The sequence below is a fragment of the Maribacter sp. C-4077 genome (genome assembly GCF_055378385.1).
This window is the reverse complement of the sequence record NZ_AP038807.1, coordinates 841,698-858,239: the sequence shown is the minus strand read 5'-3', so window position 1 is coordinate 858,239 and position 16,542 is coordinate 841,698. Positions and strand designations below refer to the sequence as shown.

Below are 16,542 nucleotides of genomic sequence, written 5' to 3'. Positions count from 1 at the left end.
CGCTTTACCTTTTTTCTCCCTACCCACAAAAAACTTGAACGCTTCCATATTTCTTCCAAATTTTAAACACCATATTAGACCATTTTAATTTCATGTTTGCACTCATTTAAACCTATATGGCTTTATATGATTTAACGTATTAAAATATTGATTATTAATTAGTTATGTTTTATTTTGATTATCTATATTTATCCGTGAAACGGATAGCGAGGTGCATTCTAAGTAACTTAGAATTGTCTACTTCTGGCGAAGTGTTTTGCTTAAAAAGCAACTAAAATGGAACAACAGAAAAGAGGCCGGAAACGATTGGGAAACAAGAAGCGATACCATAATGTAATGCTAAGGTTCAACGATACGGAATATGATAAATTGAGGGGGATTTGCGAATCGTATCATCTGGATATTTCGCAAAGGGGAACGATAAGTCCACTCTTGAGAAGATTGGTTTTGCAAAGCATATCCGAAGAAAAGGATAGGCTTCCCGACACCTCGAACCTTGCCTACCAAATCAACAAAATCGGAAACAACATCAACCAATTGGTCAAGATAGCACACCACAAGAACCTGAGAAGTCCGAACAGTAGTTTGCAGAACGAGATACAAAAAACGAACGAATTGCTTTGCACACTTTTGAAAATTACGATGGTAGAAAAACCAGCATGATAGCAAAGATTATTTACGGCCAAACCTGTACCGGAACATTGAACTATGTCTTCGGAAAGGAAGATATGCAAATTCTAGGCTACGGCAATACATTTTCACAAAGCATATCGCCAAAATTCTTCGGGAGCGTGCTGTATTTTCAGGGACAGCGCAACGCCACCAAGAACCGGTATGCCCATATAAGTTTGAACCTTCCCCATGGTGAACATTTGGACGATAGAACCTTCTATAAAATCTCCAAAGAGTATATGGAAAATATGGGCTTTGGAAATCAACCCTATGTAGTGGTGCGCCACAACGATACCAAGCACGAGCATGTTCATATTGTAACCACCACAGTAAAGGAAGACGGAAAAGTACTCGGAATTTTCAATAGCCATAAAAGGAGTATGGCGATACGGCAACGCCTCGAAAAAAAGTACGGACTTACACCTGCACCGACCATAAAACAGAAAAGCCAACTACCGATATACCGATTACCGGAAAAACAGTTCGGGATGGAAGCGGAAAAGGGAACGAAGTACTATCTTCAAGATGTCCTGAACAGCATTAACCAAAAATATAAGGTGCGCAGTTTTGATGAACTTGCACGTTTGGTCAAGCCCTATCATATAGAAATAAGAACTACAAAGAACAAAACGGGAAGGATTGGGGTCGCCTATGGATTGAACAACCAAAAAGGGTATAAAACCCGATTTATCAATGGCTCCGAGGTGCATAGAGGGTTGAGCGGCCCAAAACTTCAAAAGGTATTCGATATCCATTCCAAATCGAAGCTGCTGCCGATGTACCGGAAACGCCTCTTGAAGCAAATAGAGACCACTTACGACCTTTTCCGGACCATACGTCCGCATGACCTGGAAGCCGTGCTAAAGGAATATCAGGACATCGACATCAAACTGGACATAAAGGAAGATGTTATAGAAGGGTATACCATCTATGACAAATCACGATATGTATTCAAGGCAAGGGAACTTGGCAAAAATATACGGATGAAGAACCGTTTGGAAATTTTTGGCAATGGGGACGAACCCACGAAAATCAATATTGAAAGCAAGCAGTTCCAACTGGAAGTCCAAAAAGCTATCAAAGAGGCATTGAAGTCATCTTATCTAAAATCCCCAAAACAGAACGGGTTGCTATCGGAACATATCCGTAAAATGAAGTTCAAGGATATCGTTACGAACTTGTCGGCCTCGGAAAGGTATCAATTCTTGGAACGTTATGTTCCACGGAACCAAAGGGTGGAGTTCAGAAAAGCCATGGAAAATGAATTCCCCATGGTCAGAAATAACATGTACGAACAGGAGAGCAAAAAGGAGAAAGCCCTATTGGATGACAAGTTCAAACTTATAGGAAACATATTGGAAAAAAGGATTTTCAATGTCGGCACGGAACAGGGAAGTATCCGTCTTTTATTCCAAGCTTTGGGTTTAAAGTATCATGACAATCAATTGTCTTTTACCAATTCCAACAAGCATACCATACCTGTTAAATTGGGCAATCTACCTTTTCCGAAGGAAATGGCAAAATATCTGTCCTCGGGTTTTCTCCGCCAGAACCATTTGATGTTGGAAATGTTGACGGAACAGTCTTCTGAAAATAGTCTTAAGCTGGGGGCAGCTGCCATTTTCCTGCCGATGATATTTCCAAATCTTTATAAACGAATGAATCCCGATTACAAAAAGCAGTATGAAAGTGTCGCGTTGGGTGCTTATGTACAGCATGCCGTACATATGCATGCGCCTTTCGAGAAATCGGCGAAAGATTATATTGCCCTTTTCAATGCCAAAGGGTTCTATTTTGTCAAAGGGGAAAAAGGAATCGAGGTCAAATCTATTTATACGGACAACACAACAAGTTGTCCGTTGCCGAAAAGGACGAGCCAGTATTTATGTTCGATTCCCGATTTGGCGACAACATTACAAGGACAACCACCCGTCATGAATAACCTTATTGCAGAGGAAAGAAACAAACTCGAAAATCTATGGGCGGGGCATCTGATTGAAAGAGGTATGTACGACAAGGCCTCTTTTATGTTGACAGTTGAAAACGTTTATCCCAACCTTCATGGGGAAATGGTCCGGCACCAAATGGACAACGGACTTCGAAAATGTATGAACCATATAATCCAACAAAAAGCAAGTGTCCAACAAAACCGTTTGCTTAAAAAGGGTGTTTACGCCATTAATTCGTTATTGGGCGGTAGCGGTAACAAAACGGAGGAAATGTACAACGGGTTCAAGGACGAGTTTACGGATTTTACGAAGTATAAAAGCAGAGGGATTTCGATGTAGGATTCTCCTGTTATTTCTTGGTATTCTAGTTTCGGAAAACGTTCAGTTTACAATACTGTTGAAATTCTTGGCTTTTTGGCCAATATCGAAAATTTGAAGGAATTATAAAAGTTATTTGGGATAAGAGCACTAAAATTAGACGGGCTAACTAAAGTAATTTATATATTCTTTATTCGCAATGGGTCGCAATAATTGCCATTTTACTGTGAAACGCAACAAAAAAGAACAGGGTAAGAATATTCTAATACCGCGCCATTGTAATATCGGGGGATACCACGCTCAATATATGGGCGTGGTTACCAATATCATTAAACACCTTAATAAAAGATAAAGTGCGGGATGAATCCCGCACTTTATTCACTATGTTATATAGTACTATTCAACAATAATGGAATGGGTCTCATCTATATCTCGCCCTTTGATTTTCAGAAAATAATTTCCTTTTGGAAACCCATTTAATTCAATTTTTATATCGGCCGTGTTCTTATTTGCCCTTACAGATTTTACCTTATTGCCACTAAAGTCAAAAAGATCTATTTTAAGGTTTTCCTCAAACATAAAAGCACTACCACTTAAGGTCTTGGAATCAGCTTTTCTTGATATTGTAATTTCCGAAGTAGCGGGATTTGGATAAACTACCGTATAATATCCGCCAGAGCAACCGGAGACAAATGTTGATCCACTTCCCTGTCCACAATTATTAGAGGATTGCACATATAGATAACCTCCATTACAACCTACATATTTCGAAGTCGTAGCACTGGTTGATGTCCAAGTGGTACTTCCATTGAAAGTCCAAGTCCAAGGAGAAGAACCGGAATTGGCAGTAGCACTAATCCAACCATATTGATCCGGTCCGCTAACTGAAATCCCTATAATGGGAGGCCCGACCTTGATTGTTTTCGTTTCGGTTACAGAACCACATGAGCCGGGATAGTTCAAAACTGCCGTTAATGTTCCTGTACCATTTGAAACGCCTTTAACCACAACGCTTGCGGTTCCTTGTCCCGACTGGATACTCAATCTACTGTTTGTACTCCAGGTAACCGTTGTCCCTGCGGTCTGTTCAAAATGTGTCAAACTATAGGTTCTCGTATTATTTATGCACATCTCACTATCGCCACTTATGTTTACGGAATTATAATTGAAACATGATTTTGGATCAACGAAGTTTGTTATCCTGTTTATGGAAGCAGTTGAAAAACTCAATTGTTTATCAAGACCTTGACACATAATTGTCCTTTGAAATGGAGTGCCACAATTCTCCCCGTCAGGGTGAATTCCACCTAACATATGACCAATTTCATGGGCTAGTGTTTGATGCATGTTTGTTCTATCCATTGTTACTACTGCTGGGGTTGTTTCGTTACATGTCGCCCCTATAGATGATGCTTGACCTAAATAATTGGTGGTCTTCCCTGTGAAGTGATGGACCATATCCCTTAACTCGTAAGAATATGGAGAACTGGACCAAATACTTTTAATCTCATTAATGATTGTGGCGGTGTTTGTGGAGGAATACATACTTCCGATAAAAGCATGCATGTTTGAAACACTTAAAACTGTGTTCAACTGGTTTTCATAGACCCCCTGTATCAAATTGATCTCTGCCAACATTTGGTCGAATGCATCGGTATACGAATTCCAATATTCGGTGTCGCAATCCAAATTTAATTCCACAATATTACAACCAGAGGAGGATGAATTGGCCATCAAGTTATTTTCTATAAATCCGTCGCTTTTGATTTGGTCGTCCGTACCACAACCCAAATCATTTTCAATAACGTCTGTAGACCTATAAACAACCAACCTGTTTGGGCCTATAGCCCTGTCTTTGAGGGTATTCTTTATTTGGGATATCATAAGCATGCCCTCGTCGGTTTCGATGCCGCCATAAATAAAATTGTCCGAAAGGGTCAAACGTATTTCGTGGGGAGTATCTGTTTCCAGCCCCTGGAAGGTCCTGCTCATTAATTCGACCTCCTTTTCTCCTTCATCGTCAACAATGACCGCCCTAAAATCAGTGGAGATAATGTCATGTGGAAATATCTCCATATCCACATCCTTGGCACCGCCTACGTTCAAAATGACCCTTTGCGGGCGGTTTCCGGAAACTTCCCTGTTCAGCTGTTTTAAATCGAGTCGTATTACCTTGAAATTCCTAAACAACTTGGATAGCTCTTGTTTTTCCAAGGCGGTAGCCGGGATTATTTCCGAAGGAATCCTTTTTTGTGAAAAAGCAGAGAAGGAGATTAAACAAAAAATGGCTGTTAAAAAGTAAATGTGTTTCATGTATTTAAGTTTAAGGGTTAGCAAAGGTTATGCTCGTTATTTCAAATTTATCGGCACATTGGTCTCCGTCATTTAGCCTTTCATAAACGTATCCGCTATAGATTACCCTGACACTGTCCAATTCAAATTCCTTTTCTAAATTGCAAGGCTCCAATAGCCCTAAAGGGCGGCTGGCCTTTTTATCCTCTGTTTCTATTACATAAGTGGTCGGGCACCTTGTTGCCCCTGGTGCGTATATGATTCCGCTCTCTTCTTCTATGGTCTCAATGATTTTTAGTCCCATGTCCTGATAGCAGCCCGGTTCAGGATTATAGTTTGAACAAGAGAACATAAAGAAAACTATCTGAAGAAACAGGAAGCTTATTTTCATTTTGGAGATTTCTTTTTTCATATTTTGACTGGTTTAAGTTAACTAAATTTCAATTAATGTAGGAAAATACTTTACATAAAATTTTTTAATTCCTACCTTTGCTTCTAATAGATAAGACGCATATTTTAAATTTGGTTGCTTTTCAAAGATGTTTATTTAGGGTTATGTGCTTTCATGGAATTGTCGAAAAAGCCGAAACAATTGGAGAGTATTGCAAGGTCGAGCGCGCCGATATCGGCTGGTAGACCTTTGAGATTCTCAGGAAACTGACCTAAAGGGTATACTTATCGGCACCTTGAGGGATATTGCAGTAAAGAAGTAATTTTACGACTTCGATGATTTCTAGGTAGTGGCCTCATAGATGCAAAAACGACAACTTTGTTTGAATTACCTACACTTATAAACCAATTTGAATGTTCGGTAAATATTAATAACTAAGGGGAGTTAACTGTAGTTCCGACAATCGGCAATTTTATGGCACTGAATATTTATACTACGGAATAATGGAATTGTAGTCCTATTTGATGTTCTTTTTAGTAGTTCCGGTAATTCGCCTTTTATGGAACTAAATGCCTTCACTGTAATTTGGCATACCATATAAATAAAGCACCCTACGGGTGCCTTTTTTTGGTTAGGGAGAAGAAGGAAAGACATGAAGCTTTAACGTTTTATAACTCAATTAAAGCTCCTATTTATCTGATAGTTGTCCGAAAATTTCGTCTTGGTATTCATCCATTTTGCTTTTTCTCAAATTGGCTAGGTACGCCTGAGTCGTGCTAATCCGTTTATGACCCAACATTTGGGAAATTGCGGTAAGCGGAATTCCCATTTCATTTGCCCCGGATGCAAATGAATGGCGTGTGGCGTAGCTCGTGATGTTTTCTTCTATACCTGCAAGTTCAGCAAGCTTTTTCAAATTATCGTTATAACGTTTTCTGGCCCAAACAATTTGATTATAACTTTCGATTGGATTTTCACTTTTGACAACATCCAAAAGGTAATCAACTTTTTTCTTGCCTTCTGTAAAATAGGATAGTAAGGGTGTAAGTTGGTCGTGGATTTTAATATTATAAGGTTGATCTGTTTTTTTACGAGAGTATTTTATCCGACCGTCAACAATATTAGACAACTTTAAATGAGCCATATCTACATAGGACATGCCGTTGAGCAGGAAGCTCATCATGAAAATATTTCTATCCCTGAAAATAGCAGTGCCTTCTTCAAGATCAAGCGAAGCAATTTTCCGAATGGCATCGATGGGCAAGGCCCGCTTTTCAGGTTTTCCGCTACGTATCACATAATCATCAAAGGCATAACCTTCCTTGTCTGCGACCCCCGCCTTTATAGCTTTCCTGTTAATGGCCCGAATGGTTCTCAAATAGACACTAAGGCCGCCCAGTTTATTTCCCTTGGCCAAATGGTGCTTTTCAAATCGGTTTAGGAATTCGAGATTCAGTTCATCAAATGTGAAATCCTTGTTGTTTCTGAAATTCTTTACCGCTTTCAATGCATGTTTGTAAGCCCTTGCATTTCCAATGCGGTTCGCTTTTATCAGGTCTGCTATCTGCTTTTCGGCAAACTGGTAAAAAGTTACCTTTTTTGTAGTACGGGTAATGTGGCTCCTGACTTCGGTTACACTCATATATTTCAATTTGTCCCCCTCCTCCAATTTAGTAAGGATATCGACCATACGTGCCATTTTCTTTTGCAGAAGATTGTTCAGACGGGAAGGCGATTCTGTGCCTTTGAAGGATGGCCTGATTTTTTGCCTTTTATCGTCCCATTCGGAAACTGATAATTTGTATCCTGTACCTATACTTGTGGATTTTCGATTATGGGTCAATCGAAAAATTAATGGGAATATTTTGATATCTTTCCTTCGTTTATCCAATGAGAGCTTTATGTATGTAGCCATATCAAATGTTAAAGTCTGTGTGCAAATTTGCACGCAGTTTGCACGCAAAAAGTGGTTTTTTATGGTCTTAAATGTACTAAAAGATACAACTAATCTCTGAAAATTCCCGTATTCATTGACTTTTTAATTTATATGAATTTAATTAAAATCTGCCTTACAAGCAGGGGGTCACTGGTTCGAATCCAGTAGGGCCCACGGATTAAAAAAAAACCCGTACTTAACATAGTACGGGTTTTTTGTTTCTGCTTGGACAAAGAATTACTTTTTCCTGATTTTACTAGAAAATTATTTCCATTTTGGGGTTTTGCACTTTGAATTCCTGAACTAATTTTTTGTCTGCCGCTGTATTCCAAAGATAAATGCGTCTTAGGCTTGAAATTTTGGAGAGGTCCTCCAAACATTTTTCCGAAACATTGGTCTCATATAGATTGATACTCTCCAAGTGCTTAAGTGTCGAAAGATGTTTTATTCCTGTATCGGTGAGGGGGGTCTTTTCCAACTGAAGCCGGGTAAGATTGGGGAATTTTGATATATAATTGAGCTGGCTATCGGAAATATTACTTTTGGCGAACGATAGCCATGTAATATGATCGGACACTTCCAACAATGATTTTAATTTTTCTTCTGTTAGTTCTTGGTCGTTGTATTTGATATCCAATAGGTAATTTTCTTGTCCCAATTTTTTGACCGAAAAACCTTGATTAATGAGTTTATCAATTACAAGGGAATCCACCGGTTCTATTTTTACCATTTCGTACCAAGGTTTTGGGGTGGTATCGATTCCATAATTTTTAGACAATATCGATTTTATGGGACCTATGGCGTTTCCTTCTTCAACTTTCATTGTCAAATCGGCCCCATTGGTAATCCACCAATCCAATAATTGAATTTCGGTATAAGTAAGGGGCTCCCCTACGGGTGGCATATATTTTTGACTTTTTGGGGATAGGGTAACCCTTTTAAAAAGTTCACTTTCGGTAGGGATACGGGCTATTAAAGTTGGACCACTTTCACCGCCCTTGAACAGTGAATCCGGGTGTTCCATATTTAAGTGTCCCCTTTGGATCTCGGCATTGTGGCATGCCCAACATTTTTCCTGTAAAATAGGTGCTATCAAATCTTCGTAAACCACTATGGAATCCCGGTTTGAAAAATCGGTTTTACCAAATTCCTTTTCGGCAAACTTGTTTTTGATAAAGGCAGGGGCATATTCCAAAAGGTAGTCCGGTCCGTGGGTCAACGTTCCCCCCAAGTGTCCCTCTATAAAAATCACCAATAGGACGAGGATATTTATGGTGTTCTGAATTCCAGGGGCATAGCGTTTCCAATTTTTTTTAAGCCACCAGCCTATAAAACCCATAAACACCAAGGAGACTCCAAGCCAGCGATGAAAAAACAGATCGTCCTCCAGATATAATCCCGTATCGCCCAACCACCATCCGGAAATGATGGATGCCAAGCCGCCAAGGCTGCCCAATAACCAAGCATAGGCTATTAATTGACCTATTTTTCTTCCTCTGATACGTTGATACCATTCCAGTAAGATAGCCAGCAAAAGAAACCCGATCGGCAAGTGGACCAAAACAGGATGAAACCGACCCAAAAAATAGGTAAAGTCTGTAAACAGGAACAATGTCATTTTAATGGTCGGGATTTAAACCCGATGGAGTTTGATGGGATACGTCTTTCCCGAAGCCCACTGCGGAACATAAAGGTTACCATCCGCATCGACCAAGACGTCATGGGGGTTTCTAAAAGTGCTACCGTCGTACTGAGGTTCTACCAGAATGTTGTTTACATATTCTGGAGCGCTTCCGCCAGGTAGGGAAACTACTTTATTGTTTGCATCCAGTACCGCCAACATACCGTCCCAAGTGTCCCATGTTTTGGTTACGATCACCGCGAAATAGAGATGATTCTCATGAATGACAGGTCTACAAATGGAGCACCCTGGCAACTTAATGGTTTCCAAATGTTCGCCATCCAGAGAGAACCTTTTGAATTCCTGACTCGCCCTGGACGTAATCAAAAGCGTTGGGTTGGAGGCGTCCCTTGTATCAAGGGTAATTCCGTGGCAACAGTTAAATTCGACCGGCCCATTACCGCTTCCCCCAAAATGGTTTAAGTACTCGCCTTTCTCGTTGTAATGGATGATGTAGTTTTCCCCATAGCCATCGGCCACGTAGAAATCCCCATTGGGTAAAATTGCCGTTTCCGTAGGTTTGAACTGTTCATCACTTTGATATCCTGAAACTTCCCTAGGTCGCTTCAGGGTCAATATAATCCTGCCATTCAAGGTTGTTTTATGGACTTTATGGGTTTCCGGATCTGTAATGAGTAGAAATTGGTCGCTTCCCTCTCCCATGATGGAAAGTCCGTGTGCCCCGGGAAATTCCCTTCCCCATGATTTCAATACCTTACCGAATCTGTCATAAACGATGATGTTATCATTGTTTGCACCGGTAGTCGTCATCAATATTCTTCCCTGGCTGTCCATTACCATTTCATGGCAATCATTTACAGGTATTTTGGAAGGGTCTTGAACTCCCCATTCCTTATCCACTTTGTATATAAAATCACCATGTCCAACAATACCGTCCATATATTTTTTGGATTTTAGAATACCGAAAGTTTCCTTTGGTACGATCATGCTTGCCGTAGTAGCGGCAAGCGTATTTTTTATAAATATTCGTCTCTTATTTTTCATATACCGATATATTTTAGGCCAAAATTTCCTTTACAACCTCTCCATGTACATCCGTAAGGCGATATCTTCTTCCTTGGAATTTAAACGTTAGGCGTTCATGATCTATACCCAGTAAATGCATTACTGTAGCCTGAAAGTCATGGATGTGAACGGGCCGTTGTGTAATATTGAACCCAAATTCGTCCGTGGCACCTAGGGTCATTCCTCCCTTTATTCCAGCACCTGCCATAAAAATCGTAAAGCATTTACCATGATGGTCCCTGCCAAAATTCGTCGCCGTTAATTGGCCTTGGGAGTAATTGGTCCGGCCAAACTCTCCGCCCCATATGACCAAGGTGTCTTCAAGCATCCCCCTTTGTTTAAGGTCTGTTATAAGGGCGGCCGTTGCTTGGTCCGTATCCTTGCACTGTCTCTTTAGGGCACTGGGCAAATTTCCGTGTTGGTCCCATCCTTGGTGGTATAATTGTATGAATTTCACGTCTCTTTCGGCCAACCTTCTTGCCAATAAGGCGTTAGCTGCAAAAGTTCCTGGTACTTTACTGTCCTCGCCGTACATGTCATAGATATATTCAGGCTCGTCTGAAGTATCCATAATTTCAGGTACGGAGGTTTGCATTCTAAAGGCCATTTCATATTGTGCCATACGTGCCATTATTTCCGGGTCCCCAATATCCTTTTGGTTCAATTGTTCCAACTTTTGTAGGTAATCCAATTGCTCCCTTCTTCCTTGGGAATCCACACCTGGTGGATTAGTTAAGTAAAGCACTGGATCTTTTCCTGCCCTAAATTGTACACCCTGGTGCTGTGAAGGCAGGAATCCATTACCCCATAATCTGGAATATAACGGTTGTCCCCCCGTTTTTCCTTTGGTCACGAGTACTACAAATTCTGGAAGGTTTTTGTTGTCTGTACCAAGACCATAACTAAGCCATGAACCCATGGAGGGCCTACCCGGTAATTGGGAACCTGTTTGCATAAAGGTAATGGCGGGATCGTGATTGATGGCTTCCGTATACATGGATTTGATAAAGCATAGATCATCCACTATCTTGGAAGTATGCGGCATTAAGTCTGTCATCCAAGCCCCACTGTCCCCAAATTGATTGAAAGTAGATAAGGTTCCCGCCAAGGGCAGGGAGGCCTGGCCGGAGGTCATCCCCGTTAATCGCTGTCCGCCATGCACGCTTTCAGGTAAATCCTGACCTTGCATCTTGTTCAACAGGGGTTTGTAATCAAACAGGTCCAACTGTGACGGGGCACCACTCTGAAAAAGATAAATGATTCGTTTGGCCTTTGGCGCAAAATGTGGTTGACCCAAAACCCCTCCGCCATTTGCGAAATCTCTTTGGACTGTTTTTGGGGTATTTCCAAAAAGCAATGAGGAGTCCATTAGGGAACCAAGGCTAAGTGCTCCCATGCCCAAAGATGTCTTGATCAAAAAATCCCTTCGTGTATAATTTTTATTATGGTTGTTGCACATAACTATTTGGATTATCTTTTGGTATATGACTCATCATGGTTCAATAAAGTATTGGTCACCATGGTGAGGGCGGCGGTTTTTGTCATGTCCAGTGAATTATCGACAATTTTATCCCCAACGGACAAAAGTTTGGTGGCTTCAGTCGGATTTTTTTGAAACCTCTTTTTTTGCTGGTCGTAAAACTCTATTAACAATTGCAATTCTTCTTTTTTGGGCCTACGGCTTGTCGCAAGTCTAAAAGCATGGGTTATTTGTTTATCCAAAGTGTCCCCGGCTTCCTTTTGAATCCTTTCTGCCAAGACCCTGGATGCTTCAACAAACTGTTTGTCGTTTAACAGGACCAAGGCCTGTAACGGTGTGTTGGTATTTTCCCTGGATATGGTGCATACCTCTCTGGATGGGGCATCAAAAGCTATCATAGCCGGATGGGGCTGTGTGCGTCGAACAAATGTGTAGAGACTCCTCCGGTACAGGCTATCGCCTTTGGTTTCTTTGTATCGCATCAGTTCATGCGAAAAGCTTGTTTTTTCAATCCAGAGATCGGCGGGTTGATACGGTTTAACGCTTTTCCCGCCAACCGTTGTTGCCAATAGGCCACTGGCTGCCAATGCATTGTCCCGTATTAGCTCCGCAGGTAACCTGTAGGTATTGCTTCTTGCCAGGTATATGTTTTCAGGGTCATTTTGCCACAATTCCTCAGATACCTTGGAAGATTGCCTATAGGTATGTGACATCACCATTTTTTTTAGTAATTCCCTTACATCCCAATCACTGTCCATAAACGAAATGGCCAACCAATCCAATAGTTCCGGATGACTGGGTAGCGATCCCTGTACACCAAAATCCGTAGGCGTGTCCACCAATCCTTTCCCAAAAAGTAGTTGCCAGTATCTATTGACCGTTACCCTGGCAGTTAAAGGGTGTTCTTTTGAAAATAGCCATTTTGAGAGACCCAATCTATTTTTTGGCAAATCATCCGAAAATTCTGGTAAAATGGATAGGGTATTCGCTTCGACCTCTTGGGTGGGTTGGTCATAATTTCCACGGTCATATAAAAAGGCTTTCCTTTTTGTGGGCATTTCTTCCATAACCATTACCTCCATGACAGGTTCCATGGCTGTTAACCAATCTGCCCGTAACGTTCGTAATTCCTTTTCCAGGTTTTGAACTGCATCGGATTGCTGTATCCAATATGTCTTGTCTATTGGAGGTGTGCCGGTTTCGTTTTGTAACGAGGCCAATCTTTTTATTTCAATAGGGGATAGGCCTCTATTAAATAATCGGATTTCATCAATTTTACCAAGAAAAATCCCATTTTCGCCAGTAAAACCTCTGTAACTCTTTGCCACCCTTACCGGAGCGTGGTAAGCGGAATGGTCCCCACTTCGGATTGTCTTTATGCTTTTATACAAATTATCGAAAACTATTTCTGAATCTGCCTCTTCACCATTGATAAACAGGTTGAGGTCTTTTGCTTTTGATGATCCCGTATAGGTGAAGGCCACATGATTCCATTCGTTAGTTTTGATGGAATCCTTGGACCTAACATGAATATAATTATGGGGTAGGGAGTGTATGAGTCTCGCGTTCAGTCGATTGGTCCCATCCAAGTAAAAATCCCAACCACGCCAAAAGTTGTTTTTGTCCCCGGATGTACCCATGATGGTCTGGGTTTTGGCCGAATCCCTTTTTGTGGTTTGGATCCATAGACTTCCCGAAAAGGAATCCATCCATTCAAAATTTGGAATATTGTGAAGATATAATTCGTCATATTCCCCATTGAAAAGAAAAGCATTGCCTTTTATGCCCTCTACTACTTTTGGGGCCTCCCTTGTGGTAGCATTCTTATTTTGGTCGGCAATATGACCTTTATTGGAGTTGGAGAGCTTGTCCAAAGGATAGTAATCCAACTTTCCGGTCTCGATGAAGGAATCCGGTAGGGTTTCGATATATTCCTCAAGTTGGGCGAGTTCATTTTTTGTTAGGGCGAGCTCTTTTTCCTTTTTGGCAATTTCATTTTGGAGGTCGTTCAACTTGGCCTCCGTATTTTTATTGGGGAGAGCAAGCATAGGCCCATAATTACCATCGTCGCCGGTCATTCCCAATTCCTTTACATTATTAAAGAAAGCCGACATTTCAAAGTAGTCCTTCTGGCTTATGGGGTCGAACTTATGATCATGGCATCTTGCACAGGCTACGGTAAGTCCCATAAAAGCGGTGGAAACGGTTTCCGTGCGGTCAAAGACATAGTTTAGTCTAAATTCTTCCTCAATAGCTCCACCCTCAGCGGTCATTGGGTGATTTCTATTGAACGCCGTGGCCAGCTTCTGCTCTCTCGTTGGATTTGGGAAAAGATCTCCCGCCAATTGCCAAGTAACAAATTGGTCGTAGGGCATATTGTCCTTAAAAGCGTTTATGACCCAATCCCGCCATGGCCACATCAAGCGGGCACCATCGGCGTGTAGTCCATGGGAATCCGCATATCTGGCAAGGTCCAACCAATCCAAGGCCAACCGTTCTGCATGTGCATCGGTTTGAAGCAACCTATCCACTACTATTTCATAAGCATCATCACTTGGGTCTTTCAAAAAAGCATCGATTTCCTCAAGGGTGGGAGGAAGTCCCGTCAAATCCATGGTTACCCTTCGAATCAATTTTTCCTTTTCGGTCTCTGGTGAGGGAGCAAATTTTTTAGTTATAAGCTTTGCCTGCACAAAACCGTCTATTTCATTTTGGTACGGCCAATCCTTGTTTATACGTGAAGGAACTGCTTGTTTCATTGGTTTGAGAAACGCCCAGTGATTTTTCCACTTGGCTCCTTGTTCTACCCATTTGATCAATAGGGCCTTCTCCCTTTTTGTAAGTGATAGGTTTGACTCCGGTGGAGGCATTTGAAGTTCCGGGTCGTCACTTAGGATACGTTGAATACATTCGCTATCACCCGGATTTCCTCTCACGAATGCGGTATTTTCTGATTCAAGTATCTGAAATGCGGATTCTTCAATATCTAATCGCAATCCTCCTTTACGCGTATTTTCATCCGGACCGTGGCAAGCATAGCACCGATCAGACAAAATTGGTTTTACATGGTAATTGAAGTCAATATTTTCAGGTAGGTCCGAATAGGCAACCTCTAATTCCTCCGGAAGATTGTATTTACATGCAAAAAGTAGCAAGGCAAGAACGAAGTATACGAAATACTTGAAATTCATCTATATAGGAATCGAGGTTACTCCCTTAAATGTACACTTTTTTTTGAAAAAAACATTGAACGAAGTTTGGTTTGGATTCCAAAGTATGGACTAAACGGATCTTTAAATTTTATCCAAATTGGATTTTATTCCTTTATCGAACTAAAATTTAGTAGTACCTTAGCCCTCCAAAATGGGATATTAGCTCAGTTGGTTTAGAGCGCTGCCTTGACAGGGCAGAGGTCACTGGTTCGAATCCAGTATATCCCACTCTCTTTTTGTATTTGGTTTGATATCCAGAAGTAATTCAGAGGAGGTCAAGAATTCTTTCCATGGCCATTCCCCTGGAACCTTTTATAAATAATAGGGCATTTTGAATCTCATCGGTTTGGAGGTTTTGTTTCAATTGGTCGAACGATTTCATTTTTTTGAATTCACTCGTTACTTTGAAGAAATTTTCACCGATTAGAAAAACGTTTTCAAAACCTAGTTCCTTGGTCAAATCGGCTATTTTCTGATGCTCTTCATGGGCGCTTTGCCCCAGCTCAAACATATCGCCCAAAAACAGGACTTTAGTATTTCCTGCCATTTTTGCAAAATTTTCTATAGCGGCAGACATGCTTGAAGGATTTGCATTATAAGCATCCAGGACAATCTTTAGACTATTTTTTTCAATGATCTGGGATCTATTGTTCGATGGAATATAACCTTCAAGCCCTACTTTAATTTTCTCCAATGGTACATTGAAGTATTTCCCCATGATAATCGCGGCGCAACAGTTCGAGAAATTATATGCGCCTATGAGTTGGGTCCTGATAATGCTTTCCTCAACATTTACGACTACAAATGGATTCGATTCTATTAGTGAAATTGGATAGAATTTGGAGTCGGAGGTGCTAAACCCGTATTTTTTGATGTAGTATTTGAGCTTATCTTTTTGAATGGGGTCATCGGCATTCATGAAGATCCCTTTGTTGTTGGCCATCAGGAAATCGTATAGTTCGCTTTTCCCTTTTATAACCCCTTCCACGCCGCCAAAACCTTCTAAATGCGCCTTGCCAAAGTTCGTTATATAGCCAAAATCCGGTGCCGCAATGGAACTTAGAAAAGCGATTTCTTTTTGATGGTTGGCACCCATCTCCACAATAGCAATCTCCGTGTCCTCTTTAATGGAGAGCAAGGTCAATGGCACTCCTATATGATTGTTGAGGTTGCCCGAAGTTGCAATGGTCCTGTATTTTTGGGAAAGCACGCTATTGATAAGTTCCTTTGTAGTGGTCTTGCCATTACTTCCAGTCAGGGCAATCACCGTTGCCTTGGAAAATTTTCTATGAAAGGTACCTAGGTCCTGGAGTGTTTTTAGCACATCCGCAACCAAGATTCTTTGCTTACCGGAAAACTTTTCTTCATCGATAATGGCATAGGCGGCTCCTTTTTTTAAAGCTTCCCCTGCATATTCGTTCCCGTTGAAATTATCGCCCTTCAGGGCAAAAAATAGATCTCCTGGTTTGATTTTTCGGGTATCCGTACAAACGCTAGGGTAGTTTAAAAAAAGGTTGTGCAGCTCTTTTACTTTCATGAAATCGAAGATAAAAAAAAAGCCCTTTTTTCAAAGGGCTTTATCTTA

Annotated in this window: 10 protein-coding genes and 2 tRNA genes; 4 read left to right on the top strand and 8 right to left on the bottom strand. The window is 41.0% G+C overall.

Features of this window, described 5'->3' with window-relative positions; genetic code table 11:
* The first annotated feature begins 276 nt into the window (after nucleotides 1-276).
* Both ACZ41C_RS03800 and ACZ41C_RS03795 read left to right on the top strand, forming a co-directional pair.
* Nucleotides 277-663: a hypothetical protein gene (locus ACZ41C_RS03800; protein ID WP_464564448.1), complete on the top strand. Its 387-nt coding sequence runs from the start codon at nucleotides 277-279 to the stop codon at nucleotides 661-663.
* A complete protein-coding gene (locus ACZ41C_RS03795) occupies nucleotides 660-2,960 on the top strand; it encodes a relaxase/mobilization nuclease domain-containing protein (RefSeq protein ID WP_464564446.1) in 2,301 nt (766 codons plus the stop codon). Before ACZ41C_RS03800 ends, ACZ41C_RS03795 begins: the two co-directional genes overlap by 4 nt.
* A gap of 375 nt (nucleotides 2,961-3,335) precedes the next feature.
* Here the strand turns inward: ACZ41C_RS03795 and ACZ41C_RS03790 are convergent, their stop codons facing one another.
* The 3 genes from ACZ41C_RS03790 to ACZ41C_RS03780 all read right to left on the bottom strand — a co-directional run bounded on the left by ACZ41C_RS03790 (nucleotide 3,336) and on the right by ACZ41C_RS03780 (nucleotide 7,537).
* On the bottom strand, nucleotides 3,336-5,252 hold the full coding sequence (locus tag ACZ41C_RS03790; RefSeq protein WP_464564444.1) for a T9SS type A sorting domain-containing protein: 1,917 nt from the start codon (nucleotides 5,250-5,252) through the stop codon (nucleotides 3,336-3,338).
* Nucleotides 5,253-5,262: 10 nt separating this feature from the next.
* On the bottom strand, nucleotides 5,263-5,643 hold the full coding sequence (locus ACZ41C_RS03785) for a hypothetical protein (protein ID WP_464564442.1): 381 nt from the start codon (nucleotides 5,641-5,643) through the stop codon (nucleotides 5,263-5,265).
* 667 nt (nucleotides 5,644-6,310) lie between these two features.
* The gene (locus tag ACZ41C_RS03780) at nucleotides 6,311-7,537 is read right to left on the bottom strand and encodes a phage integrase SAM-like domain-containing protein (RefSeq protein WP_464564440.1); all 1,227 of its coding nucleotides are present in this window, start codon (nucleotides 7,535-7,537) and stop codon (nucleotides 6,311-6,313) included.
* Between the two features lie 135 nt (nucleotides 7,538-7,672).
* Between ACZ41C_RS03780 and ACZ41C_RS03775 the strand changes: the two genes are divergently transcribed.
* Nucleotides 7,673-7,732: transfer RNA gene (locus ACZ41C_RS03775), tRNA-Val, on the top strand.
* 82 nt (nucleotides 7,733-7,814) lie between these two features.
* Here ACZ41C_RS03775 and ACZ41C_RS03770 read toward each other — a convergent pair.
* The 4 genes from ACZ41C_RS03770 to ACZ41C_RS03755 are packed head-to-tail and all read right to left on the bottom strand — an operon-like array spanning nucleotide 7,815 to nucleotide 14,936.
* Nucleotides 7,815-9,176 (bottom strand): c-type cytochrome domain-containing protein, encoded by a 1,362-nt coding sequence (locus tag ACZ41C_RS03770; RefSeq protein WP_464564438.1) that lies wholly within the window; start codon nucleotides 9,174-9,176, stop codon nucleotides 7,815-7,817.
* A 15-nt stretch (nucleotides 9,177-9,191) separates the two neighbouring features.
* Nucleotides 9,192-10,244, bottom strand: a complete 1,053-nt coding sequence (locus ACZ41C_RS03765) for a 6-bladed beta-propeller (protein WP_464564436.1) — start codon at nucleotides 10,242-10,244, stop codon at nucleotides 9,192-9,194.
* 13 nt (nucleotides 10,245-10,257) lie between these two features.
* Nucleotides 10,258-11,724 carry a DUF1501 domain-containing protein gene (locus ACZ41C_RS03760; RefSeq protein WP_162850223.1) on the bottom strand — a complete coding sequence of 489 codons (1,467 nt, stop codon included), beginning with the start codon at nucleotides 11,722-11,724 and terminating at the stop codon, nucleotides 10,258-10,260.
* A gap of 11 nt (nucleotides 11,725-11,735) precedes the next feature.
* Nucleotides 11,736-14,936 (bottom strand): DUF1553 domain-containing protein, encoded by a 3,201-nt coding sequence (locus tag ACZ41C_RS03755; protein WP_464564434.1) that lies wholly within the window; start codon nucleotides 14,934-14,936, stop codon nucleotides 11,736-11,738.
* 174 nt (nucleotides 14,937-15,110) lie between these two features.
* Here ACZ41C_RS03755 and ACZ41C_RS03750 point away from each other — a divergent pair.
* A tRNA-Val gene (locus ACZ41C_RS03750) sits at nucleotides 15,111-15,185 on the top strand.
* A 37-nt stretch (nucleotides 15,186-15,222) separates the two neighbouring features.
* On the opposite strand, the gene ACZ41C_RS03745 is transcribed toward ACZ41C_RS03750, so the two are convergent.
* Nucleotides 15,223-16,494, bottom strand: coding sequence for a UDP-N-acetylmuramoyl-tripeptide--D-alanyl-D-alanine ligase (locus tag ACZ41C_RS03745; protein ID WP_464564432.1), 1,272 nt, complete (start codon nucleotides 16,492-16,494; stop codon nucleotides 15,223-15,225).
* Between the last annotated feature and the right edge of the window lie 48 nt (nucleotides 16,495-16,542).

Excerpts from the sequence above, each read along its gene's own strand:
- ACZ41C_RS03800 (WP_464564448.1), top strand. The coding sequence starts at position 277 with ATGGAACAACAGAAAAGAGGCCGGAAACGATTGGGAAACAAGAAGCGA.
- ACZ41C_RS03795 (WP_464564446.1), top strand. The coding sequence starts at position 660 with ATGATAGCAAAGATTATTTACGGCCAAACCTGTACCGGAACATTGAAC.
- ACZ41C_RS03790 (WP_464564444.1), bottom strand. The coding sequence starts at position 5,252 with ATGAAACACATTTACTTTTTAACAGCCATTTTTTGTTTAATCTCCTTC.
- ACZ41C_RS03785 (WP_464564442.1), bottom strand. The coding sequence starts at position 5,643 with ATGAAAAAAGAAATCTCCAAAATGAAAATAAGCTTCCTGTTTCTTCAG.
- ACZ41C_RS03780 (WP_464564440.1), bottom strand. The coding sequence starts at position 7,537 with ATGGCTACATACATAAAGCTCTCATTGGATAAACGAAGGAAAGATATC.
- ACZ41C_RS03770 (WP_464564438.1), bottom strand. The coding sequence starts at position 9,176 with ATGACATTGTTCCTGTTTACAGACTTTACCTATTTTTTGGGTCGGTTT.
- ACZ41C_RS03765 (WP_464564436.1), bottom strand. The coding sequence starts at position 10,244 with ATGAAAAATAAGAGACGAATATTTATAAAAAATACGCTTGCCGCTACT.
- ACZ41C_RS03760 (WP_162850223.1), bottom strand. The coding sequence starts at position 11,724 with ATGTGCAACAACCATAATAAAAATTATACACGAAGGGATTTTTTGATC.
- ACZ41C_RS03755 (WP_464564434.1), bottom strand. The coding sequence starts at position 14,936 with ATGAATTTCAAGTATTTCGTATACTTCGTTCTTGCCTTGCTACTTTTT.
- ACZ41C_RS03745 (WP_464564432.1), bottom strand. The coding sequence starts at position 16,494 with ATGAAAGTAAAAGAGCTGCACAACCTTTTTTTAAACTACCCTAGCGTT.